At 70.2% G+C, this 22,780-nt stretch carries 20 protein-coding genes and 1 pseudogene; 11 read left to right on the top strand and 10 right to left on the bottom strand.

The features are described 5' to 3' along the window. From A5624_RS28500 to A5624_RS06615, 3 genes and pseudogenes are all read left to right on the top strand, one after another. Window positions 1-505: pseudogene (locus A5624_RS28500) on the top strand (hypothetical protein); the annotation flags it as partial. 132 nt (window positions 506-637) lie between these two features. Beyond that, complete coding sequence (locus A5624_RS06620; protein ID WP_066863442.1) at window positions 638-2,059, top strand: hypothetical protein; 1,422 nt, start codon at window positions 638-640, stop codon at window positions 2,057-2,059. Window positions 2,060-2,172: 113 nt separating this feature from the next. Next, entirely contained in the window at window positions 2,173-2,511 is a 339-nt protein-coding gene (locus A5624_RS06615) for a hypothetical protein (RefSeq protein ID WP_369827449.1), read from the top strand. Window positions 2,512-2,525: 14 nt separating this feature from the next. Here A5624_RS06615 and A5624_RS06610 read toward each other — a convergent pair whose 3' ends face one another. Then, a complete protein-coding gene (locus tag A5624_RS06610; protein ID WP_066863436.1) occupies window positions 2,526-3,221 on the bottom strand; it encodes a DUF3060 domain-containing protein in 696 nt (231 codons plus the stop codon). A 57-nt stretch (window positions 3,222-3,278) separates the two neighbouring features. Between A5624_RS06610 and A5624_RS06605 the strand changes: the two genes are divergently transcribed. Then, the gene (locus tag A5624_RS06605) at window positions 3,279-4,298 is read left to right on the top strand and encodes an NADP-dependent oxidoreductase (protein WP_066863433.1); all 1,020 of its coding nucleotides are present in this window, start codon (window positions 3,279-3,281) and stop codon (window positions 4,296-4,298) included. A 14-nt stretch (window positions 4,299-4,312) separates the two neighbouring features. Here A5624_RS06605 and A5624_RS06600 read toward each other — a convergent pair whose 3' ends face one another. After that, window positions 4,313-4,951: a hypothetical protein gene (locus tag A5624_RS06600; RefSeq protein WP_066863430.1), complete on the bottom strand. Its 639-nt coding sequence runs from the start codon at window positions 4,949-4,951 to the stop codon at window positions 4,313-4,315. A gap of 305 nt (window positions 4,952-5,256) precedes the next feature. Between A5624_RS06600 and A5624_RS06595 the strand changes: the two genes are divergently transcribed. Further along, a complete protein-coding gene (locus tag A5624_RS06595; protein ID WP_066863428.1) occupies window positions 5,257-6,084 on the top strand; it encodes a family 16 glycosylhydrolase in 828 nt (275 codons plus the stop codon). Here the strand turns inward: A5624_RS06595 and A5624_RS06590 are convergent, their stop codons facing one another. After that, window positions 6,085-7,602 carry a glycosyltransferase family 39 protein gene (locus tag A5624_RS06590; RefSeq protein WP_156748878.1) on the bottom strand — a complete coding sequence of 506 codons (1,518 nt, stop codon included), beginning with the start codon at window positions 7,600-7,602 and terminating at the stop codon, window positions 6,085-6,087. A gap of 156 nt (window positions 7,603-7,758) precedes the next feature. Between A5624_RS06590 and A5624_RS06585 the strand changes: the two genes are divergently transcribed. From A5624_RS06585 to A5624_RS06575, 3 genes are read left to right on the top strand one after another with little or no spacing between them, the layout of a single operon-like run. Next, the gene (locus tag A5624_RS06585; protein WP_066863422.1) at window positions 7,759-8,064 is read left to right on the top strand and encodes a hypothetical protein; all 306 of its coding nucleotides are present in this window, start codon (window positions 7,759-7,761) and stop codon (window positions 8,062-8,064) included. Between the two features lie 52 nt (window positions 8,065-8,116). Beyond that, window positions 8,117-8,791 carry a GAP family protein gene (locus A5624_RS06580; protein WP_066863418.1) on the top strand — a complete coding sequence of 225 codons (675 nt, stop codon included), beginning with the start codon at window positions 8,117-8,119 and terminating at the stop codon, window positions 8,789-8,791. Window positions 8,792-8,840: 49 nt separating this feature from the next. Beyond that, the gene (locus A5624_RS06575) at window positions 8,841-9,512 is read left to right on the top strand and encodes a GAP family protein (protein WP_066863446.1); all 672 of its coding nucleotides are present in this window, start codon (window positions 8,841-8,843) and stop codon (window positions 9,510-9,512) included. Here A5624_RS06575 and A5624_RS06570 read toward each other — a convergent pair. Continuing rightward, on the bottom strand, window positions 9,500-10,273 hold the full coding sequence (locus A5624_RS06570; RefSeq protein WP_066863415.1) for a hypothetical protein: 774 nt from the start codon (window positions 10,271-10,273) through the stop codon (window positions 9,500-9,502). The genes A5624_RS06575 and A5624_RS06570 overlap by 13 nt on opposite strands. A 28-nt stretch (window positions 10,274-10,301) precedes the next feature. Here A5624_RS06570 and A5624_RS06565 point away from each other — a divergent pair, with 28 nt between their 5' ends. After that, window positions 10,302-11,798, top strand: a complete 1,497-nt coding sequence (locus A5624_RS06565; protein WP_066863412.1) for a bifunctional phosphatase PAP2/diacylglycerol kinase family protein — start codon at window positions 10,302-10,304, stop codon at window positions 11,796-11,798. Here A5624_RS06565 and A5624_RS06560 read toward each other — a convergent pair. The 4 genes from A5624_RS06560 to A5624_RS06545 all read right to left on the bottom strand — a co-directional run bounded on the left by A5624_RS06560 (window position 11,795) and on the right by A5624_RS06545 (window position 15,474). Beyond that, complete coding sequence (locus A5624_RS06560; protein ID WP_066863408.1) at window positions 11,795-13,189, bottom strand: FGGY-family carbohydrate kinase; 1,395 nt, start codon at window positions 13,187-13,189, stop codon at window positions 11,795-11,797. The two genes, A5624_RS06565 and A5624_RS06560, sit on opposite strands and share 4 nt — an antisense overlap. Further along, on the bottom strand, window positions 13,186-14,589 hold the full coding sequence (locus tag A5624_RS06555) for a mannitol dehydrogenase family protein (protein ID WP_066863405.1): 1,404 nt from the start codon (window positions 14,587-14,589) through the stop codon (window positions 13,186-13,188). Before A5624_RS06555 ends, A5624_RS06560 begins: the two co-directional genes overlap by 4 nt. 48 nt (window positions 14,590-14,637) lie before the next feature. Further along, window positions 14,638-14,952 carry a DUF732 domain-containing protein gene (locus A5624_RS06550; RefSeq protein ID WP_369806912.1) on the bottom strand — a complete coding sequence of 105 codons (315 nt, stop codon included), beginning with the start codon at window positions 14,950-14,952 and terminating at the stop codon, window positions 14,638-14,640. Window positions 14,953-15,135: 183 nt separating this feature from the next. Next, window positions 15,136-15,474, bottom strand: coding sequence for a DUF732 domain-containing protein (locus tag A5624_RS06545; protein WP_066863399.1), 339 nt, complete (start codon window positions 15,472-15,474; stop codon window positions 15,136-15,138). A gap of 498 nt (window positions 15,475-15,972) precedes the next feature. Here A5624_RS06545 and A5624_RS06540 point away from each other — a divergent pair, with 498 nt between their 5' ends. After that, a complete protein-coding gene (locus A5624_RS06540) occupies window positions 15,973-16,509 on the top strand; it encodes a hypothetical protein (protein WP_066863394.1) in 537 nt (178 codons plus the stop codon). Between the two features lie 151 nt (window positions 16,510-16,660). On the opposite strand, the gene A5624_RS06535 is transcribed toward A5624_RS06540, so the two are convergent. After that, a complete protein-coding gene (locus A5624_RS06535; RefSeq protein WP_066863391.1) occupies window positions 16,661-17,476 on the bottom strand; it encodes a L,D-transpeptidase in 816 nt (271 codons plus the stop codon). A 344-nt stretch (window positions 17,477-17,820) separates the two neighbouring features. Here A5624_RS06535 and A5624_RS06530 point away from each other — a divergent pair, with 344 nt between their 5' ends. Next, window positions 17,821-20,430, top strand: coding sequence for an ATP-binding cassette domain-containing protein (locus A5624_RS06530; protein WP_066863388.1), 2,610 nt, complete (start codon window positions 17,821-17,823; stop codon window positions 20,428-20,430). A 13-nt stretch (window positions 20,431-20,443) separates the two neighbouring features. On the opposite strand, the gene A5624_RS06525 is transcribed toward A5624_RS06530, so the two are convergent. Continuing rightward, a partial coding sequence (locus tag A5624_RS06525; RefSeq protein ID WP_066863384.1) for a kelch repeat-containing protein occupies window positions 20,444-22,780 on the bottom strand: 2,337 nt, incomplete at its 5' end.

Genomic DNA, 22,780 nt, shown 5'->3' with positions numbered 1-22,780 from the left:
TCGATTGCGCCGGCGTGAGGATCGGCGTGCGGCCGTGCATCGAAAGACGTTCGGTGACAAGCGGTATGCGCCGCCGCCCAGTGCGCAACCGATTCCCAGCCCGCCGCCGCCACCACCGGAACCGCCGCCGTCACCGCCACCGCCACCGCCACCGGTGGTGGTCACCACCGCACCGCCGGCACCGGTCTACACCCCCAGGCATACGGCGCCGCCCACCACCGCGCCGCCGCAACCGACGGTCACCACGACGGTGCCGCCGCCACCGCCGGTGGAAACCAGCTCCACACCGCCGCCGCCACCGCCGCCGACGACCACCACCTCGACGGTGCCCATGACCACGGAGTGGATCCACGTTCCGCTGCTGCCGATACCGATTCCGGTGCCGGTTCCCCAGCAGCAGGCCCCGTCGACGCCGCAGTACCCGCAATATCAGCCGTATCCGGGGAACCAGTATTCGCAGTATCCGGGCAGCTCCCAGAATCCGTTCCTGGGGCCGGGCTACTAGCGTCCTTCCTGCGTACGCACACCGCCTGCGGGGTTAGCCGCACGCGCGTAACGTTTATGTCACCAAGTTCGGACGGGGTTCATCCCGTCGTGCCCTCGCACAGGGCGTTGCAAAAGACCTTGGAGGCGTTACGTGGACATCGTGCTTGGAGTGTCGATGGCTCCCAGGACAGTCCGCCTGGTAGCGATCGAAGGTGAAAATGCGGATGGCGTGACCGTCGAACAAGAAGAGTTCGCGGTTGGAGCTGCAGGGAATTCGGCTGATCTGGGCGCCGGTGCGGTCGGTCAGGTGATCGACGCGATCATCGGCACCCGCGAAGGAGTGCTCGAGGGCGGCCACCGGCTGACCTCCATCGGGGTCACCTGGAGTGACCCCGCCGGCGTCGGGGCGCTGCGGGAGGCGCTCGCCACCCGCGAGATCGACGGCGTGATGCTGGTCGCGCCGTTGCTGGCCGCCGCCGCGCTGGCCCAGACCGTCGGATACGCGCTCGGCTACGAGCGCCTCGCGATGCTGTTCGTCGAGCCGGCGAACGCGACGCTGGCGGTGGTCGACGTCTCCGACGGCTCCATCGTCGATCTGCACCGGCGCCAGATCGGCGACGCTCGCGCGGGCGGCCTGGCCGTCGAGCTGGCGTCGATGGTCTCCGGTCTGGACGCCCGCGGGTCGCGCGCCGACGGTGTGTTCGTGATCGGCTGCGGAACCGACATCGTGGCGCTGAAGTCCACGCTCGAGGCGGCCACCCCGCTTCCGGTCACCGGCCCCGAGGAGCCGGACATGGCGCTGGCCCGCGGCGCGGCCCTGGCCTCGGCGAACGCGCCGCTGTTCGCGTCGTCGACGGCCGCCCTGGCCTACGCGCTGGATCCGGGCACCGGCGAAATGAATCCACCCGGCCTCGGCCCGACGTACCTGGACGTCTGGGGCCACGCCGACGTCGACACCGACGTGCGGGCCTACAGCGCCGTCGCCGACAACGACGAGGACCCCCCGCGCCGCCGGCCCTTGTCCATGCTGCTGGCCGGCAGCGCCCTGGCCGGCATCGTCGCCGTGATCGGCGGGGTGGTGCTGGTGACTCTGGCGTCGGATCGCCCGGGATCGAACGTGCGCCACAATTCCGGCGTCGGCGTCGCCACGCCCGGAGTGCAGCTACCGGCGGCCCCACCGAGCAACCCCCCGCAAGCGCAGCTGCCCGTCCCGAGCCCGGCGCCACCGCCGCCCGCGCCCGCACCCAGCCCGTCGGAGGTGGCCGCCCCGGCGCCGTCGCCGGTGCAGCAGCCCGCGCCGCAGGAACCGGTCACGGTGCCGCCCGCGGCACCGGTCCGGCGCGCCCCGGCCCGGCCCGCGCCGCAGTACACACCGCCGCCCGTCGAGCGCCCGGCGCCCCCGCCGGCCGCGGTACCGGCTGCGCCTCCGCCGGCGGCGCCGCCCCCGGCGCCCGCGCCCGCCGCACCGCAGCTGCCCCAGCAGCCGCCGGTGACGATGTATCTGCACTTCCCGTTCGTCACGGTGCCGATTCCGATCACCCCGCCGCCCCCGCCGGCGCCACCGGCCCCGTAGCGCGTGGCAAACGGTCTGGACTGAGCGCACACTGGCAGTTACGGCACGAGCGCCAAGGAGGTCGCGTGGGCGAGCACAGTGGATTCGGATTCGACCCCGACGAATTCGATCGAATGATTCGGGAAGGCAGCGAAAGCCTGCGTGACGTGTTCGAGCGGGTCAGCAGGTTCGTGGCCGCCCCCGGCGCCCGGACGGGCTGGTCCGCCGTCTTCGACGACCTGACGCGGCGCCCGCGCAGCGCCCCGGAAACCGCCGGCGAAGCCGGTGAGGGCGTGTGGGCCATCTACACCGTCGACGAAAGCGGCGGCGCACGCGTCGAACAGGTCTATGCGACCGAACTCGACGCGCTGCGGGCGAACAAGAACAACGTCGACCCCAAACGCAAGGTGCGGTTCCTGCCCTACGGCATCGCGGTCAGCGTCCTGGACGACGACGCCGAAGAGCCTGCGTAACAAGAGGTTTCGGCTTAGCCCTGCTGCACCACGTTCGAGCCGCCGGAGTTGCTGATCTTCGGTGCGCCCGAGCGGTAGGTGACTTTGTTGTTGAAGCCGGAGGCCTCGATGCTGTCGACGGTCTCCACGGTGATCTCATTCTGCACACCGGACACCGACAGGCTGGTGCAATGCCCGGTGATCGTGACCGTGTTGGAAACCCCACTGACGCTGACGATGTTGTCGTTGCAAGCGATGGTCCGGTTCTCGTTGACGCCCGAGACGCTGAGCTCGGTGCCCGGCGGAGCGGCGGGCGAGGTGGACGGCGAGGCCGACTTCCGCCGGGAGGTCGACGGGCCGGGGCTCGTCGAAATGCTGGGCGGGCTAAACGTTTTGGAGATGGTCGGTGGCGAGTTGATGATCGACTTCACGCCCGAAAGCTGGTGTGCCGCAAAGGCGGCGATGCCGCCGGCAATTGCCAGCACACCGATGGCGACGAGCGTGCCGACGATCCACCATGCGCGGTTGCCGGAAGGGCGTTGCTGGGGCGGGCCGAATGTGGGCCCGCCGGATGTCCACGGGGTGGGCGGCGGTGGCGGGGCGCCCGCTGGGCCGGGGGGATAGTTTTGGCCGGCGGGCTGCGCGCTGCCCTGCTCGGACGCCCGCGCCGCCTCGGCGAGCGGGCGCTCGAGTTCCCGGATCCGGTCTTCCGGGTCTTCGTTTGCTGCCATGGAATGAATATGCCATTCGCTTCTGCGTTTACGGCCGGTTCGGTAGTTTTTACGATCGTGCCCGATGTGCCGAATCGCCAGGTCCTGCTTCGTCGTCGCCCGTCCGGGCTGGTCCAGCCGGAGGACACGGAACTGGTCACCACGCCGGCGCCCGAGCCCGCCGACGGCGAGGCGCTGTTGCGCACCACGTACGTCGGCATCGACGCCGCCGCGCGCACCTGGCTCGACGACCAGCCCAGCTACCTTCCGCCGGTGCAGTTGGGTGAGGTCATCCGGGCGGCCGGGATCGGCGAGGTGGTCGCCTCGCGGTGCGACGCCTACGCCGTCGGTGACGTCGTCACCACCCTGACCGGTTTCCAGGAATACGCGCTCATCCGCGACGACCTGTTCAGCACGCCGATCCCCGGGGAGGACGACCAGCTGGCGATCATGTCGGTCTACGGGCCGACCGGCGCCACCGCCTATTTCGGCATGACCGACATCGGCCGGCCGCAGCCCGGGGAAACGGTGGTGGTGTCGGCGGCCGCGGGTGCCACCGGATCGGTCGCCGGGCAGATCGCCAAGATCGCCGGCGCCCGGGTGGTGGGGATCGCCGGCGGTCCGGAGAAATGCCGGGCGGTGGTGGAGGATTTCGGCTTCGACGCGTGCATCGACTACAAGAACGACGACGTCGCGGCGGCGCTGAAAAAGCATTGCCCGCAACGCGTCGACGTCTATTTCGACAATGTGGGCGGGCCCATCCTCAACGCCGTGCTGGGCCGGCTGGCCTCGCACGCGCGCGTCGTCCTGTGCGGCGTCATCTCCAGCTACCTGACCGGAGACCACCCCGGGCCGGCCAACTACGTGAACCTGTTGTCCAAGACCGCGTTAATGCAGGGGTTCAACGCGCTCGATCAGTGGGGCCGCTTCGACGAGGCGTTCGCCGCGCTACGCCAGTGGGAGGCCGAGGGCCGACTTCACCACCGGCAGACCATCTTTGAGGGCATCGAGTCGTGCGTCGATGCCCTCAACGGCCTGTTCACCGGCGTCAACGTCGGCAAGACCCTGGTCAGGCTCAGCGAACCCACGTCCCGCTAGCCGGCGCCGCCGCGCTAGTCCTCGCCGAGCACGCGGTGCAGCGCCTTGCGCGCGTCGGTCAACGCCTCGAGCACCTTGGTGCGGGTCTCGGCGAGCTGCTGCTTCTGCTCGTCGGTGCCCGTCCAGGCGATGGTGCGGGCCAGGCCGGCGATCTCGAAGAGCTCCTTGCGGATCTTCACCACGTCACCGAACTTGGCCGCCCGGCCCAAGAAGGCGTGCGCGGTCTCGCTGCTGACCCCGCGCCAGGCCAACAGGTTTCGGCCGAGCTCGGTCAGCGTCGCCACACCGCCGTCGACGGTGACGACGCCGCGACCGGCGAGGACCCCGATCGCAAGCTCGGCGATGTCCTGGGGAGGGGTGAACGCACCGCCGGTCGCATCGGATACCCGTTGCACCACCTGTGCGGCGTCGGCCGGGCCGTCCAGCAGCAACGCCGCGGTGACGAACGCGGCGCGCTTGAGACCGTGCCGACCCTTCTTGCCGAACGGCGCGAAGCCGGGCCCACCGGCACCCGGACCGCCGAACCCGGGACCACCGAAGCCCGGCCCACCGAAGCCCGGCGCGCCAAAGCCCGGACCACCGAAACCGGGCCCACCGAAACCGGGCCCACCGAAACCGGGCCCACCGAAACCGCCGAAGAATCCATGAGACATGGTTGCTTTCCTTTCTCGAACCATCAATCTCCTTGATACCAGCGGCCGCAGCGATGTCAACTAAGTTGATGGCTGGGAGGTGAAATCCCTGGAAGCGGGCCTCACTGCTGCTATCGTCCCTTGTTTATGCCAGGGGGATCGCGGCGACGGACCGGCGCGCGGGTCGTGATCGGGAACGTCGCGCGCGGATCGCGACGGCAGCATGCGGGCCACCCCACCGCGTGGTTTCATAACACCGTTTGCGAGAGTTGCCTGGGGAGATCGCGCCGAGCTTGACGAGCCGGCTTTAACGATTGGTGGTTTAGATGGATCGTCGCAGCATGATGTTGATGTCGGGCCTCGGCATGATCGGGGCTGCGATGCGCTTGCCGGGTGCCTGGGCCGCCCCATCGGGCCCTTCGGTGCCGGCCGCACCGGCGGCGGGCGGCGGCGGCTACATCTTCGCCGACGAGTTCGACGGCCCGGCGGGTTCGGCTCCCGATCCGGGCAAGTGGACCATCCAGACCTGGCAGGACGACGTGTTCCCGCCGGTCGCCGGGATCTACCGCGACGACCGCCGAAACGTGTTCCAGGACGGCAACTCCAATCTCGTGCTGCGCGCCACCCAGGAAGGTGACACCTACTACGGCGCCAAACTGCGCGGCAACTTCCGCAGCATGATCAACCAGACCTGGGAAGCGCGGATCAAACTGAACTGTCTGGAACCGGGCCTGTGGTCGGCGTTCTGGGGTGTGAACGAGGACCCGCTGCCGGACGGCGAGGTCGACCTTTTCGAGTGGTACGGCAACGGCTCGTGGCCGCCGGGCACCACGGTGCACGCCGCGTCGAACGGCAAGACGTGGGAGGGCAAGTCCATCCCCGGCATGGTCGACGGCAACTGGCACACCTGGCGAATGCACTGGGGCGAGGACGGATTCCAGTTCGCCCGCGACGGGGCGCAGTACTTCACCGTGCCAAACAAACCCATCCACGTCCACGGCGGCGCCCCGGACGACTTCCGGTGGCCGTTCAACAATCCCGGCTACTGGATGACGCCCATGTTCACCCTGGCGGTCGGCGGGGTCGGTGCCGGCGATCCGGCGGCGGCCACCTACCCGGCGGACATGCTCGTCGACTGGATCCACATCTGGTGACTAGCGCTGGGCTTTGAGCACCTGGACCAGGTTGAACTGCCAGCGCTCCACCAGGCGGAAGCCCAGGTCGTGCGGCACCGCGAAGGCGGTGCTCGCCCAATAGACCGGGCCCGGCGGCAGCGCCGGACCCTGTTCGTGCGACGGCTGCGACGGGTCGGCCTGCGTGATGATCCAGACGACGCCGCACTGGCTCAACGGTCCGGCCACCACCTCGGGGATCAGGTTGGTGTCGAACACGTCGTTGCGATCGGTCGCCCGCTGCCACAGCGTGAGGTCGATCAGCTTGCGATAGGCAGCCGGGCGCGCCGCCAGCAGCGGCCGCATCGGGGCCGGCATGAACGTCACCGTGTCGTTGACCAGTAGGCAATCGCCCGGTGCGGCCTTCGCGGTGATCAGGTCGGCGACCTGGCTGTAGTCCATACCGTATTTGGCATACGGGTTACGTTGCACCTGAACATAATTGGGCGCGGCGGCAACGGCGAAAAGACCGACGAGCGCCGCTGTCAGCCACGGCTTGGCGGCCACCGCGCCGGCGCAGACGCCCAGGATCAGCGCCAGCGCGGGCGCGGTGAAGCACAGGTAGCGCGGGGTGTAGATCGGATGAACCAGTGCCGAATACGTCACGATCGCGGCCGTCGGTGCCGCGAGCCACCCCGTCGTCAGCACCAGCAGCCGGCGCTGCGAATCCGCCAGACGCGCGGACCCGCTGAGCCACAACACGATTGCTGCGCCGATCAGCAACGCCGACAGCACGGCGAACGGCGGGCATCGTTCGAAATACTGTTGCATCACCACGTCTTCGATGGTGCGGTGGCCGATGGGTGCGACCCAACTGATCTGGTGTGCCTGCCCGGCGACCGTCATCAGGAACGGCAGCAGAGCGGCTACCGCCAACACCGAGGCAATCGCGAAGCCCGCCAAGGACGTTCGGGCGCGGTGGAAGACGCCGATGAACACGGCATACGCCGCCAGCAGCAGGGCAAGGTACGCGTCGAGCACGACCGAGCAGGCCAGCGCGACGGCATAGGCCAGCCACAGCCAACCGGTGTCGCGGCGCGCAGCGTAGACCAGCAGGACGGTGAGCCACACGGCGGCCATCATCGACATTGCGTACGGGCGCGCCTCGATGGCCGCCCACGTGGTCCGGGGCAGGATCGCGCAGAACAACCCGGAGGCCACCGCGACGGTACGGGACGAGAACTGCTTGCCCAGCACGACGACGCCGGCGGCCGCCGCCCCCGCGGCCAGGGCGCTGGGGGCGCGCGACCAGAACTCGGTGGGCGGGAAGACCTGGAACCACCCGTGCATCAGCAGGTAGTACGAACCGTGGACGGCGTCGACGTTGCCCAGCATGTGCCACATCTGGATCAGTGACCGGCTGTAGGCGGCCGAAATGGTCGCGGCCTCGTCGTACCAGAATGAGGGCCGGGCGGCGCCGGCCAGGCCGACCGCGACGGCCAGCACGGCGACGAGCAGCGGATCCAGCGCCGCCGCGGCCGCCGGGCGGCGACCCTTCAGCAGGCCGCGGCGGCTCGGTGATTCTTCGGTGGTTTCGATGCTCACCGAACCGCCCGGGACGTCGCGGTTTGGCTGAACACACCGCTATGTTGCCAGAAGCGAACCGGGCGAACCTGGGGGCTCAACGCGCCGCTCATTCGAACGTATGATCGATCGATGGGTCCGCTCGCGTCGATCGGGTACAACGGCCAACCGGTCCGCAGCCCGTTTCGGGTGGTCCGTCCGGCGGTCGCGGTGCTGGTCGACCTGACGGTGCTTTTCCCGCGCGAGCCGCACCGCTCGGGCCGGTATCAGCCCAACGGGCTGCAGCTGCACAAGGTCGTCGAGGGGTGGCTGAGTTGCTGGGGCCTGTGCGAGCAGGGCGACTGGTGGGGGCTGGTGACCTATCCCGTCGCCTACGGGGCCAAGCGCCGAACGGTGACGCACTGGGTGCCCGCCTGGACGCTGCGCCGCAAAGGCTGACGGCCGCGGTGATGACCGCATGAGCGCCACGCCAATGCGATGATTGCTGCCCGTGGACGCAAGTTGGGCCTCGGTCCTGAGCAAACTCGTGGCGTTGGCGGCCGTCATCGCCCTGTCGCCGATCACGGTCATTCCCGCGGTGCTGGTGCTGCACGCGCCCCGGCCGCGCCCGGCCAGCCTCTCCTTTCTGGGCGGCTGGCTGCTGGGCCTGGTCGCCCTCACCGCCGCCTTCGTCAGCGGGTCGGAGTTGCTCAGCGGCTTCCACGCGACTCCGCCGAAATGGGCGGCCTGGGTGCGGCTGGCCTTCGGCGTGGCGCTCCTCGCGCTGGCCGCCTATCACTGGTTCACCCGGCATCGGCAGCGCAGCATGCCGCGCTGGATGCGGTCGTTCTCCACTCTGTCGCCGGCGCGCGCCGGGGTGATGGGCGCGGTGCTGGTGCCGGTACGGCCCGAGGTGCTGATCCTGTGCGCGGCCGCCGGCCTGGCCGTCGGCAACAGCACCCTGAGCGCCGGCGCCCAGGTGATTGCGGCCGCGATCTTCGTCGTGCTCGCCGCGTCGACGGTCGCCATCCCGGTCTTGGCCTACGTCGGCGCCGGGGACCGCCTCGATGATGCCCTGGAACGTCTCAAGGCCTGGATGGAGGCCAACCACGACGCGATGATGGCCGTCATCCTGTTCCTGATCGGGTTGATCGTGCTCTACAACGGGATTCGCGCGCTGGCCTGATCGGCGCGTTTCGGCCTCGCACCGGCACGGCAATGGCAGGATGCCGCCCATGGCAGGAAGCTGGGGGACGGTGCTGACCGGCCTCGTTCCGCTCGGACTGGTCATCTCGCTCTCTCCGCTCACGGTCATTCCGGCGGTGTTGGTGCTCCAGGCGCCGCGGCCGCGGCCGAGCAGCCTGGCGTTTCTGGGCGGCTGGTTGCTGAGCCTGTCCGCGCTGACGGCCATTTCGGTGGCGGCCTCCGGTCTGCTGGGCGGCTTGGACAAGGCGCCCCCGCGGTGGTCGTCGTGGCTGCGCGTGGTGCTCGGTTCGGCGCTGATCGTCTACGGCATCTACCGCTGGCTAAACCGGCACGGCCAGGCCGAATCCCCGGCCTGGATGCGCTCGTTCGCCAGCATCACCCCGGCCCGGGCCGGGGTCCTCGGCGCGGTGCTGGCCGTGGTGCGCCCGGATGTGTCGCTCATCTGCGTCCCCGCGGGGCTGGGCATCGGCACCAGCGGGCTCGGCCTCGCCGGTGACTGGGTGGCCGCCGCCTTCTTCGTGGCCATCGCCGCTTCCAGCGTCGCCATCCCGATCCTGGCCTATGCCGCGGCCGGCAGCCGCCTCGATGACACGCTGGCACGCCTGAAGGACTGGATGGACCGCAACAACGGCGCCCTACTGGCGGCGGTCTTCGTGGTGATCGGCGCAATGGTGCTCTATCACGGGGTTCACGCCCTGTAACCACCGTCGGCCAGGCCCGCGTCCTCCTCGAACCCGTTCACCGCGCCAAAGGCCAACTCGCGGAACAGCTCCCGGCCGTAGCCGGTGAGCATGCCCAGATAGCCGCGGTCCGCCCACTGCGCGGCGTGCCGCTCCTCGTGGTGCAACACCCGATCCAGGTCGAGGCGACTGGCGCGGGGGGTGCCGGCCCGGTCGAGAAACCAGGCGCACCCGGACGAGACGATCCGGTGCAGCTGGCCGCCGGGGTCGGCGACCCTGCCCACGTTGACGAGGAAGATGTCGCCCCAGGTGGTGCCGCCGCGCTGGCTGAACAGCCGCTGGACCCAGTTGCCGCCCAGGCCCATGAGCATGCCGTTGGGGGTGGCGACCAGGCGCCCGCCATTGCGGTGCACGAACGCGACGTCGCGGCTGTAACTCCAGCGATTTGCCTTCTGCCGGGCCATGATTCGAGCCACCTCGGCGGCGCCGTAAGGGGTCGCCGGAAAGTCCGTGGGCCGCGCGCCCGGTTTGCCGTAGCCGGTGTCCGCGTTGAACACATAGGTCATCAGCGCGGCGTCGCGGGCCCGCGCACCGTCGGCGTAGGCGGGGATGAGGAAGAACGATTTGCCGTGCGGGTCGATGAATTCGGCCATGCCCTCCAGCACCCCAAAGCGCGCGGCGGTGATGCCGTGCCGGCGGGCGATCTCGGCGACGACGGGCGCGGCCACGCCGCGGCGATCGGCGTTGTCGCGCCATCTGCTGCAATAGCCGTGTGCGTCCATGTCTTCGGACCAATTTAGGGTGTAGCGAATGAACAGGGGGCCCTGGCAACGCGCACGCGGCATCAAACAGATCACCCGGGGACTGGGCACGCTGGATCGAGAGCTGTTCGATGCCATCGCCGAGACCGACACCCCGCTGCTGGACACGGTGATGCCGCCGCTGACCCGGGCGGCCGACCATTCCAAGCTGTGGGTGGCCATCGGCGCGGCGCTGCTGGCCACCGGCCGCCAAAGCGCGCAGCGCGGCGCGACCCGCGGCCTGGTGACGCTGGCCGCCACCAGCCTGGTCACCAATCAGGTCGCCAAGCGGATCCGCCGACGGCCCCGACCCGGCTACGAGCTGGTACCCCTGGTCAGGCAGGTCCGTCGCCGCCCGACGTCGAACTCGTTGCCGTCGGGGCACTCCGCCAGCGCCGCCGCGTTCGCCATCGGCGTGGGGCTGGAGAACCCGCCACTGGGCTTCGGCCTGGCGCTGCTCGCGGGGCTGGTCGGTCTGTCACGGGTGGTGACCGGCGCGCACTACCCCGGCGACGTCATCGCCGGGTTCGGCATCGGTTCGGGCCTGGCCGTGCTGGGCGGCCGCCTCGTCCCGCCGATCGTCGAAACCGCCCTTCCGCGAACGGAACCGCTTCGCGTCGCGGCCCCGCAGCGGCCCGACGGCGCCGGCGTGGTGCTGGTGATCAACCCGGAGTCGGGCAGCGGCACCGGGGCCCGGGTCGTCGACGAGGTGCGTGCCGCGTTACCGAAGGTGGACATCCGCGAACTGGGTCCCGACGACGACGCGGTGCAGGTGCTGCGCAACGCGGCCGAAGGCGCCGAGGTGCTCGCGGTGGGCGGCGGTGACGGCACCGTCGCGGCCGCCGCGGGGGTGGCCATCGACGCGGGGTTGCCGCTGGCCGTCTTTCCCGCCGGGACGTTCAACCATTTCGCCAAGGACATCGGCTGCGACACCGTGGCCAAGACGGTCGACGCGATCCGGCGCGGCCAGGTGGCCTGCGTGGACCTGGTGTGCCTCAACGATTCTCAGATGATCCTCAACACCGCCAGCATCGGCGCCTACCCGGCGTTCGTGCGGCGGCGGGAGAAGCTCGAGAAGCGCATCGGCAAGCCGCTGGCCGGCCTGTACGCCATGCTGCGCACGCTGCGCAAGGAGCAGCCCGTGCGCATCCGCTACGACAACAAGACGCTGCTGACATCCCTGTTCTTCCTGGGCAATTCGCTGTATCTGCCGAGCGGGTTCGCGCCAGCGCGCCGGACCCGGATGGACGACGGCCTGATCGATGTGCGCATCCTCGAGGCCGGGCGGCACTGGGCGCGGACCAGAATCCTGACCGCGCTCGCCCTGGGGCGCCTGGAACGCAGCCCGCTCTACCACGAGCTGCAGGTGCCCGAATTCAGCTTCAGCGCCGTCGACGGACCCACGGTCATCGCCTGCGACGGCGAGGTCCGCGAGAAATACGACAAGGCCAGCTTCAGCGCGAAGTACCGGGTGCTGCCGGTGTTTCGGCCGCTGACCGGCGACTAGGTGGCTCCCTCGGTGAGGTCGCGCACCCGCGCGTAACGCGCCGCCACCTCGGGCGCGGGGTCCGCGGTGAATTCGGTGGTGGGCGGCGGATTCCACGCCGGCGGTCCGGGTGATCCGCTCAACGCCCACGCGGCCTGGCGCGCCGCGCCCAGCGCGACGTACTGGGCCGGGGCGGGGACCAGCACCGGCATGCCGAACACCGTGGGCGCGGCCTGGCGCAGCGCCCGCGATTGCGCGCCGCCGCCGACCAGCAGGATGCGGCGCACGGCGACGCCCTGTGCGGTCAGCCGCGCGAGGCCGTCGGCCAGTGAGCACAGCAGCCCTTCCACCGCGGCCCGGGCCAGGTTGGTCGGCGTCGCATTGGACCCCCGCAGCCCGTGCAGCGCCCCGGTCGCGTTGGGCCGGTTGGGGGTTCGTTCGCCCTCCAGGTAGGGGACCAGTACCAGCCCCGCGCTGCCCGGCGGCGCCGACAGCGCGAGGCGGGACAGCTCGTCGTGGTCGACCCCCAACATGGCGGCGGCCGCGTCCAGCACCCGCGCGCCGTTGAGGGTGCACACCAGCGGGAGGTAACGTCCGGTGCCGTCGGCGAATCCGGCGACGAATCCCGTGTCATCGCGGACGGGATCCGCGGTAACGGCGGCCACCACTCCCGATGTCCCGATCGAGACCATCACGTCGCCCTCTTCGGCACCCAGGCCCAGCGCGGCGGCGGCGTTGTCGCCCAGGCCGGCGCCGAATGTCGTTGTGCCGCTGACGGTTCGGCCTGCCGGTCCGAGCACGCTCGGCAGCCCTGGGTGCCGGCCACGCAGGGCCAGTTTCAGCAGATCGGACCGGTAAGTGCCGGTGGCGGCGTCGTAGTAGCCGGTGCCGCTGGCGTCGCTGCGATCGGTGCTCAGCGCCGCGACGTCGGCGTCGCCGCGCAGGCGCCACGTCAACCAGTCGTGCGGCAGGCAGACCGCCGCGGTGCGGTCGGCGTGGTTTGGCTCGTGGTCGGCCAGCCAGCGCAGCTTGGCCACCGTGATCGCGGCCAGCGGCACGACGCCGACGGCCCGGGCCCACGCCCGCGCGCCACCCAACTCGTCGACGAGTGCGCGCGCGGCGTCGGCCGAGCGCACGTCGTTCCACAGCAGCGCGGGGCGCACCACCCGTCCGGTTGCGTCCAGGCACACCATGCCGTGCTGCTGCGCGCCGACGGCGACCGCGTCGACGCCGTCCAGGCCACCCGCGGCCGCGATGGCCGCTCGGGCGGCGGATTCCCATGCGGCAGGGGCGATTTCGGTGCCGTGCGGATGGCCGGCGTGACCCTCGCGGACCACCCGGCCGGTGGCGGCGTCGCACACCAGCACCTTGCAGGACTGGGTCGAGGAGTCGACGCCCGCGACCAGGGTCACGGTGCGTCGGCCCCGATCAACGCCCGCAGGGTGGCGCGTGCGCCGTGCCGGTACAGCGAATCCAACGCCCACACGTAGGCCTCGCGAAAGCGCTCCTGGTCGACGAGGTCGCCGAAGACCGAACGGTTGGCCAGGAATGCGACGGGGTCGTCGCGTTGCGAGCGGGCGAGCGGGACGAGGGCGTCGGCCAGGCGGTCCACCACCCCGATCGGCTCGCCCTGTTCGTCGACGCCCTCGGCGTAGCGCGCCCAGCTCGCGACGATCGCCGCGGACAGCCGCACCGCCCCACCGGTGCGCAGGTTGTCGCGCACCACCGGCAACAACCACTTCGGGATGCGGTCCGAGGATTCGGCGCACAGCCTGGCGACGGTGTCGCGGATGTGCGGGTTGGCGAAGCGCGGCAGCAGCCCGGCCCGGAACTCGTCGAGCCCCGGAATGCGCTGCAGCGTCGGCATGGCCTCCGAATTCATATAGCGGGCAACGAATTCCGCGATCACCGGATCCTGGGCGGCGTCGTGCACCAGCCGGTATCCGGCGAGGTAGGCGAAATAACACAGGCCTTGATGCCCGGCGTTGAGCAGCCGCAACTTCATCGCCTCGTACGGCGCCACGTCGTCGACGAGTTGCACCCCGGCTTGATCCAGCGGTGGTCGGCCGTCGGCGAAGTGATCCTCGACGACCCACATGGCGAACGGTTCGGCGATCACGGGCCAGGCGTCGGTCACCCCGAATTCGGACTCCAGTCGCTCGAGCACGTCGGGCGTGGTCACCGGGGTGATCCGGTCGACCATCGAGTTGGGAAAGGTGGTCTTCTCGCGCATCCATTGCGCGAGTTCGGGATCGACCCGCTCGGCGTAGGAGGTGAACACGCGTCGGGCCACGTCTCCGTTGCCGGCGATGTTGTCGCAGGAGACGATCGTGGGGGAGGGCAGGCCGCGCTCGCGGCGCCGGTTGCACGCCTCGGCCACCAAGCCGAACACCGCGCTCAGGGGTGGCTGATAACCGCCCTCGGTGATGGTGAGCGAGATGATCCGGGTGGCGGGCGCGGCCAGCAGCTCGATCACCGACTCCGGATCGTCGGGCGCATAACGATAATCGACGATCGAGCCGATGACCCGCGGTTCCCGCGTGCCGTCGGGGTGCTCGAGGATCAGCGTGTAGAGGTGGTCCTGGCCGCGCAGCGCGTCGCGCATGCGCTCGTCGCCCGGCAGCACGCCGACCCCGCAGATGCCGAAGTCGCGGGCGAGGCCGTCACCGAGCAAGCGGTCGATGTACATGGCCTGATGCGACCGGTGGAACCCGCCGACGCCGAAATGCGCTATGCCGACGCCGATCTGGCTGCGGTCATAGGTCGGGACCGGGATCTTCAGGCCGGCCAGGTTCCGTGCGCTCAGCTTCACTCGAGTGTCACCCTAGCGCGGACCGGGCTGCCCGCCGCTAGTTCGCCGTCAGGCGTTGGGGCACAGGTCGCGCAGGGCGAAGATGACGACGTCGGCGGCCTGGCGGCCGTTGATCCCGCCGGTGCCCTGGTCGGCGTCCGAGCGTTGCAGCGCCAAGCCCTCCAGCTGTTGCGGAGAGGCGCCCCAGGAAAGCTGCTGGCATAGGTCGGCGCCCATCTGTAAGAGCTCCGGGTCGCCGCCGTTGACGGCGTGGATGCCGGCGTTGTGCAGGTCGTTGATGAAGGCGGCCCCGTCGGCCCGCGCCGGGCCGGCACATAGGACCCCGGCCAGCAAAAGTGGGCCACTGGCCAGCGCCGCGCTCATCAACCGGCCATATCGCCTGCGTGCCGCCATCCAACCTTCTCCTTTATGTCTGTGCCCGATGCGGATGATGCACTTTTACACAAAAGTGCGACGACCCGCTGCGCAAAGAATTCGGGAGAGTGAATAGTCGGCGAAGAACGGCCGGCCGCTAGGCCGCCGAAGTGTGGTGGGTCGAGGTGGTGTCTAGCTGGGGCACAGATCGCGCATGGCGTAGACGACCACGTCGTTGGCCTGTTGAGCGCTGAGCCCGCCGGAGCCCTGCTGGTCGTCGGAGCGCTGCAGCGCCAGGCCTTCGAGTTGCGCCGGAGGAGCGCCCCACGATATTTGCTGGCACACGTTAAGGCCGGCCTGCAGCAGGGCGGCGTCGCCGCCCGTGACGGCGTGGACCCCGTCGCGGTGCATGTCATTGAGGAAACCGGCCGCGTCGGCCTGCGCTGGGCCGGCCCAGACGAGACCGGCGAGAAGCGGGCCGCCGAACAGGGCGGAACCGATGAACCCGGTGGCGAGACGACGTGGTGACATAGCCCCTTCTCCTCTTTCCGTCAACAGTTCTAATCTCGATGTTAACTTCTCCGTAACCTTCGAATCGATAACTGTTCACCAACAGTTTTCTGTGAACGACCTGCGCAGAAATAAAGTCCGTGAGATTCGAAGTCGGTCCGGCCACGCATCCGGCCGGCTCGGGTCCGGTCGCGTCGGGGCGCTTAGCACGCGGCAGCGGACGGGCACGCGGTTTCGCTGCAAAGGACACGCCGCTCAGGTGCGCGACCGAGGGCACGAATCGCTGACTACGGCTGCCGCGCAGGCGTATTCGCGCAGGTCGATCGGTGTATGCCGGGGCTGTTCCGATTCGTGACGCCGTTGTGACGTCACCATTTGGAAACGGCGCGGTGCGGCGTGGCGCGTGTCGCGCGCCGGCTGCTGACAATTGGCGCGGTCGTGAAAAGCGGCCTCGGTACGGCTAGGCGGGCCTGCTGCACCAAGTGATTGCGGAAATAGCTGAGCGTGAATAAAGGAGAGTTGACGCTGATGGCGATCGTCGATCGGTTCAACATCAAAGTAGTTGCCGGCGCTGGGTTGTGCGGAGCTGCTATCGCGTTGAGCCCCGACGCGGCGGCCGCCCCGCTGATTACGGGCGGCCACGCGTGCATTGAGGGGCAGTCAGGCGAGGTGGCGCCGGCCGCAGGTGGCCCTGCCGCGGGCGCCGGAACGGTGGCCGCGGGCGCACCGGCGGGTGGCGTGTGCGCGGCGCCCATGACCGACATGTCCGGTGTGCCCATGGCGGTGCCGGGGCCGCTGCCGATCGGTGCGCCGGTGCCGATCGTGCCACCCCTGCCCCTCGCTCCGCCGGTGCCGGTGGTGCCGCCGGTGCCCGTCGTGCCGGCCGGCGCGCCGCTGATCGCCCTGGGCGGTCCGGCGGCCGCCGGCGCTCCGCTGGAGGCGGCAGCTCCGATCATCGACATGTCCGGGGTGAAGGATGCGCCCGCCGGCCCGGCGCCCAGTGGCGGGCCGACGGCCGGGCAGCCGATTCGCCCCGGTCCTTCGGGCGCGAGCTGAGGCCGACTCAGCTTCGAAAACGGGCCGGGCCCGCTGGTGTTCGCCAGCGGGCCCGTTCCTTATTTGCAGTGAAAAGAGTTCGGCCGCAGCATAATTAAAAGCTCCGCACCCGGCTGACGCCCGGGTGCGGAGCTTCGTAAACGGTGCCTGATTAGTCCTGGACGATCACCGGGTCGCCGACGTGGACGTGGTCGTAGTACCACTCGGCGTCATCGGGGCTCAGGCTGATGCAGCCGTGGCTGACATTCTCGAGACCCAGGGCGGGGACGGCCCACGGGGCCGAGTGCACGAACAGCCCGCGGCTGGTGATGCGGACGGCGTAGTTGACCGTCAGCAGGTAGCCGTTGGGGTCGTCGACGGGGATGCCGACGCTGCTCGAATCCATCGTCACCGCTTCCTCTTTGGCCAGCACGGTGTAGGAGCCGACCGGCGTCGGGTATTCCGGCCTGCCCATCGAGGCGGGCATCACGCCCTGCTCGCCGAAGTGCGGCCGGTGGTGCGGCGCGGGCAGCGACGTCGGCGGTCCCGCCTCGGCGCCGTCGATGCTGACGGTGAAGGTGTGTTCGGAGATGCTGGCGACGCCGATCACGGCGGGGCCCGTTTTGATCTCGGCGGCCGCGCCGCCCACCGTCAACGGAATCGTGCTGTGCGCCGGCCAGTATCGATCCGGCACCCACTGCACAACCTTGTTGTCGAGCCATTCGAACTTGCCGGTCATCGCGGGCGTCGACTTGACGTCGACGGCGCGCTCGGCCGCCTGCCGGTCGGCCGGGTTGGTGATGGGCGCTTTGAAGCGCACCTGGATGGGGTGCGCCACGCCGACCACCTCGTCGCGGCCCGGGGAAATCGACGCGATCGCAAACCCATGCGACTCGTTGGCCGCCGCCAGGCTCACCCCGGCCGGCGTCACGACAACACTCGCCGCGGTTCCGATCACCGCAAGAACACACCGAACACCCGTCCGCATGGCTCCAATTCCTTTTAACTGACAGAGTTGTAATAGGGATGATAAATGGGCGTTGACCTGCGGAAGCGTAAGGGCGCGTTGATTTTTGGGCACGCGACGGTCACGGTTTGGGCACGGGAGGTTTAGCGTCGCGGCGCGGTGACCAGGCGCTCGGACAGCCGGCCGCAAAAGCCAGCCCGACGAGCCGTCGGCCGCGAATCGTGACCGTGTTGTGACGGCGCGGCCCGGCCACCCGGGCGCCCGTCGCGACGGCGAGGGACCCGTCCAGCAAATGCGAAGCGCGGCCGGCGACCAATATGACCAAACCGCTGGCGCTTGGTGGCGACGGGTCGAATACTGATGGGATGAGTAGGCCCGCACCGCCCGTGCTGACTGTTCAATCTGACTGGTCACGGCGCAGTTTCGCTGCGGGCCACGATCTCATCGTCGGAAGTGACCTCCGTGCCGACATGCGGGTCGCCCATCCGCGGATCGCCCGCGCGCACCTGCTGTTGCGGTTCGACCGGGGCAAATGGCTCGCGATCGACAACGGATCGCCGACCGGGATGTTCGTCAACGGGAGCCGGGTGTCCGTCGTCGACATCCGCGACGGCCAGAGCATCAACGTCGGAAGCCCCGACGGGCCGCGGTTGAGCTTCGTGATCGAACGCCCCGACCGGACCGTGGGTCAGCTGCCGCCGACGGTCGAGGGGATGCAGGCCCTGGCCCGGCCCGGTGCCATGCGGCCCCCTCGCCCGGAGCCGGCGCAGCCCGTCGGCGGCTCGGCTCCCCGCATCGCGCGCCAGCAGCCGGCCCCGCTGCGCCACGGGCCGCCGCCTCCGGCATCGCCGCAGGCCAGCGGCCCGCGCCGGGCCGTCGGCTATCCGAACCAACCGCCGCCTCCCCGCGGTCCCCAACCGCCGCCCGAACGGCCCGCCGGGGTGCCGGCCAAGGGCCAACCGCTGACCGAGATCGGCGCGCAAGCCCTCGAGGCCGCGGAGTTCGACAGCACCAACCTGCGGCGCGCGGTGCAGCGGTCCCGGTCGAGGCTCGCGGCGCCACCCACCGGCGCCGCCGTGATCGGCCGCGCCGAGGACAGCGACATCGTCATCTCGGACGTCCTGGCGTCGCGCCAGCATGCCTATCTGGTGCCGGGCCCGACCGGGATGGAGATCCACGACGCCCACAGCATCAACGGCACGTTCGTCAACGGCACCCGAATCCTGTCGGCGCCGCTGACCGAGGGCGACGTCGTCACCATCGGCAACGTCGACCTGGTGTTCAACGGCGAGATCCTGCTCCGTCGCGCCCAGGCGGCCACCCGCACCGGCGGGCTGGAGGTGCGCGAGGTCGACTTCGAAATCGACAGCAAACGCCTGATCCACAAAGTCTCGCTGACCGCCAGGCCCGGCACGCTGACCGCCCTCATCGGCGGGTCCGGGGCCGGTAAAAGCACGCTGTCGCGGCTGATCGCCGGCGCCACCTGTCCCAGCTCGGGCTCAATCACCTTCGAAGGGCACGACATTCACGCCAGCTTCGCGTCGTTGCGCAGCCGGATCGGGATGGTGCCCCAGGACGACGTCGTGCACCGCCAGCTGACCGTGACCCAGGCGCTGAACTATGCCGCCGAGCTGCGCCTGCCGCCCGACACCAGCAAAGAGGACCGCGCGCAGGTGGTCGCGCAGGTGATCGAGGAACTCGGGCTGACCAAGCACGCCGACACGCGGGTGGACAAGCTGTCCGGCGGGCAGCGCAAGCGTGCCTCGGTGGCACTCGAGCTGCTCACCGGGCCGTCGCTGCTGATCCTCGACGAGCCGACCTCCGGCCTGGATCCGGCGCTCGATTTACAGGTCATGACCATGTTGCGGCAGTTGGCCGACGCCGGTCGGGTGGTGCTGGTGGTGACGCACTCGCTGAGCTATCTCGACCTGTGCGACCAGGTGTTGTTGATGGCGCCCGGCGGCAAGACGGCGTACTGCGGGCCGCCTGACGAAATCGAAGCGACCATGGGAACCACCAACTGGGCCAAGATCTTCGGCATGGTGGGGGCGGACCCCGACGAGGCCAACCGTCGGTTCCTGGCCCAGCTCAAACCGCCGCCGGCGGGACCCGAGGCGGAGAAGCCGGCCGACCTGGGCGCGCCGGCACGCTCGAGCACCCGTCGTCAGTTCGCCACGATCGCGCGCCGCCAGGTTCGGCTGATCGTCGCCGACCGCGCCTACTTCATCTTCTTGGCGCTGTTGCCGTTCGTGATGGGCGCGCTGTCGCTCACCGTTCCTGGCTCGACCGGATTCCGTGTCGCCGATCCCAGCGGCGACGGCTCCGACGAGCCGGGCTCGGTGTTGATGTTGCTCACCATGGCCGCCGTGTTCATGGGGACCGCGCTGACCATCCGCGACCTCATCGGCGAGCGCCCGATCTTTCGCCGGGAACAGGCGGTCGGCCTGTCCACCAAGGCGTATCTGCTCGCGAAGATGGCGGTGTTCTTCGTGTTCGCCGTCATTCAGTCGGCGATCGCCACGACCATCACGATCCTGGGGAAGGGGGCGCCGACGCGCCCGGCCCTGCTGCTGGGCAGTGCCACCCTCGAGCTATACGTCGCAACCGCCGCGATGTGCGTCGCCGCCGCGATGGTCGGCCTGGTCCTGTCCTCCCTGGCCCGGTCCAACGAGCAGATCATGCCGCTGCTGGTGGTGTCCCTGATGCTGCAGTTGGTGCTCTGCGGGGGCATGGTCCCGGTCACCAACCGGCTCGGCCTGGACCAGATGTCGTGGGCGGTGCCCTCGCGGTGGGGCTATGCGGCGCAGGCCTCGACGGTCGACCTGTGGGCCATCGAGCCCGGCCCGCTTGCCCCGAAAGACCGCCACTTCAAGCACACGGCCTCGACCTGGCTGTTCGACGTGGGCATGCTGGCGCTGTTGACCATCGTGTACGCGGGATTCGTGGGGTGGCGCAGTCGGCTCAAGCGCCACTGATCCGCCGTCACCGCTAGATGAAGTCCAGGGCCTCGACCGTAGCGACCGGGCCTTCGTGGGTGGGCCGGTTCGCGCCACCGATGCAGTAGACGGTGTTACCCACCGTCGCGACCGCCTCGGCGTGACGCGGGGTGGGCATCGGGGGCAGCGCGCTCCAGGTTCCGTTGGCGATGTCGTACATCTCGGCCACCCCCAACACCCGCGTCGGCTCCTCACCGCCGACCGCCAGGATCCGGCCGTCGATGAACGCGGCGCCGTAGCTGCCGCGGGGGGTCGGCATGTCGACCAATTTGGTCCAGCTGCCGGACTGGGGGTCGAACCGTTCGAACGCCGCGGAGTTCTTGTCGGCCGACAGGAATCTGCCGCCGACCGCGTAGACGTAGGTGCCGTCCGACACCGCCGCGAGATGTTCACGCGGAGTTGGCATGTCTGCCGCGTCGTGCCACGAGCTGCCGTCGAAGACCTCGGTCTGACCGACGAGTTGCTTGGCGTTCTGGCCGCCGACGGCCACGAGTTTGTCGCCGACCACCGCGGCGGCCAGCGCCGCGCGGGCGTGGGTGAGGTTCGGCAGTTCGACCCACTTGCCGGCGCGCAACGCGAACACCTTGGTGGACGCCTGGGTGAGGTCGCTGCTGGCGCCGCCGAGCACCACCACCTCGCCGTGATAGGTCGCCGCGGCGGCGTGGTGCAGCGGGATTGGCAGTGGCGGTTGCGGCTGCCAGGTGCCGGCGCGCGGGTCGTAGCTTTCGACCGTCGACAACGCCACGCCGTCGCGCAGGCCGCCGACGATCCAGATCTTGTCGTCGAGCACGGTCCACGCCGTCATCAGCCGAGGCGTCGGCGCATCGGGCAGGGAACGCCATTGCGCGGCGGGCTGGATTCGGCGCGCCGGCAGCTGCAGCGCCTCGGCCGACGAGGTGGCCTGGCCGTCGCCGACCTCGCTCGACCCGCCGATCGCGAACACGGCTTGCCCCACCGCGTCGACCGCCATGCCGTGGCGGGCAATCGCCAGATCCGGCAAGCCGGCCCACGCGTTCGTCGTCAGATCGAACACCGACACGCTCTTGAGGACCTGCCCGGCCGACTGCCCCCCGACGGCCACCAACCGCCGATCGGCGATCGCCACGCCGAGATCACCGCGTGGCTGGGGGAGGTCGGGCAACCGCGTCCAGCTTTTCGCGGCAGGGTCATACGCCTCGACGGTCGGCAGGTCGGTGGTCCCGTTGCTGCCGCCCACCGCGTACACCAGCTTGCCGTCCGACGCCGCGGCCAGCATCTGCCGCGGGGTCGGGATCGGCGTGCCGAGGGTCCAGGAGTTGCCGTCGAAGACCTCGGTGGTGTTCAGCGGGGCGCCGTTCGCGTCGACGCCGCCGGTGACGACGATGCGGTCGCCCACGACCGCGGCCGCGGCCGCCGCCCGCGGTTGCAACAGGTGGGGCAGCTCGACCCAGTGGCTGTTGACCACCCGCCAAACCTGGTCGCTGGCAACCTTTTGCGCTCCCGCGGCCCGCCAGCCGCCGAGCACGATCGGGTTGCCCCGCCACGTCACCGCCATCGCGTGCTGAACCGGAACCGGAAGATCGTCGCCGCTCTTCCAGCTGTCGATCACCGGGTCATAGCCCTCGTGGTTGGCGACGAGCGCGTGGTTACTGCCCAATCCGCCGAAGATCCAGATCGTGCCATCGGCCTGCGTGGTCGCCGCCGCCTGGCGCGCGATGCGCGCGTTGGTGATCGGCTGCCACTTCACGGTTTGGCCGCTCGGTTGACTGGCCGCGGGCTGGTGGTGTTTGTTGCCCTGGGTGAGCAGCACGTAGACGCCGCTGCCGAGCACCAGCACCGCCACCACGATCCCCACCACGATCAGCGGCGCCGTCAGGCGATTGCCCTTCTTGCCCGACGAGCCCAGCCACTTCACCGCCCCGGCGGCCGGCCCGCGACGCGCGACGGCGGGTGGGTCGGCGTCGCTCGGCGGCGCGATCGCGTCGGTCATGCTGGTCGGTTCGGCGATCGCTTCGGTGGGTTCGGAGGTGTTGGGCCTGGCCGGAATTGGGCCTCGCCGGTCCGGGGCGCGTGGCCCGGTGGGCTGGGGGCCGGTGGGACGCGGCGGCGCGGGCGGCGTTCGGCGATCGGTGAGCGGATGGAGCAGCGAGGTGCTGTCCGGGTCGGCGTTTCGCGGGGCAGGTTTGGCGATGCGCGGCGGTCGCGCGGCCGGTGCCCCCGTCTTCCCGCCATGCCCGGCCGGTGAGGTCCGCGGCTTCGCCAGACCCGCCGAGCCGCCCACCGTGCGCCCCGCGCCCGCGCCGACCGCGGTGATGGCCATCGCGTCGGGCTTCAGGCCGTTGCGGCGCAG

Origin of the sequence: Mycobacterium sp. 1482292.6 (assembly GCF_001672995.1) — a bacterium.
Classification (GTDB): domain Bacteria; phylum Actinomycetota; class Actinomycetes; order Mycobacteriales; family Mycobacteriaceae; genus Mycobacterium; species Mycobacterium europaeum_A.
The sequence above is the reverse complement of the archived record's forward strand: the minus strand, read 5'-3'. Positions and strand labels throughout refer to the sequence as shown.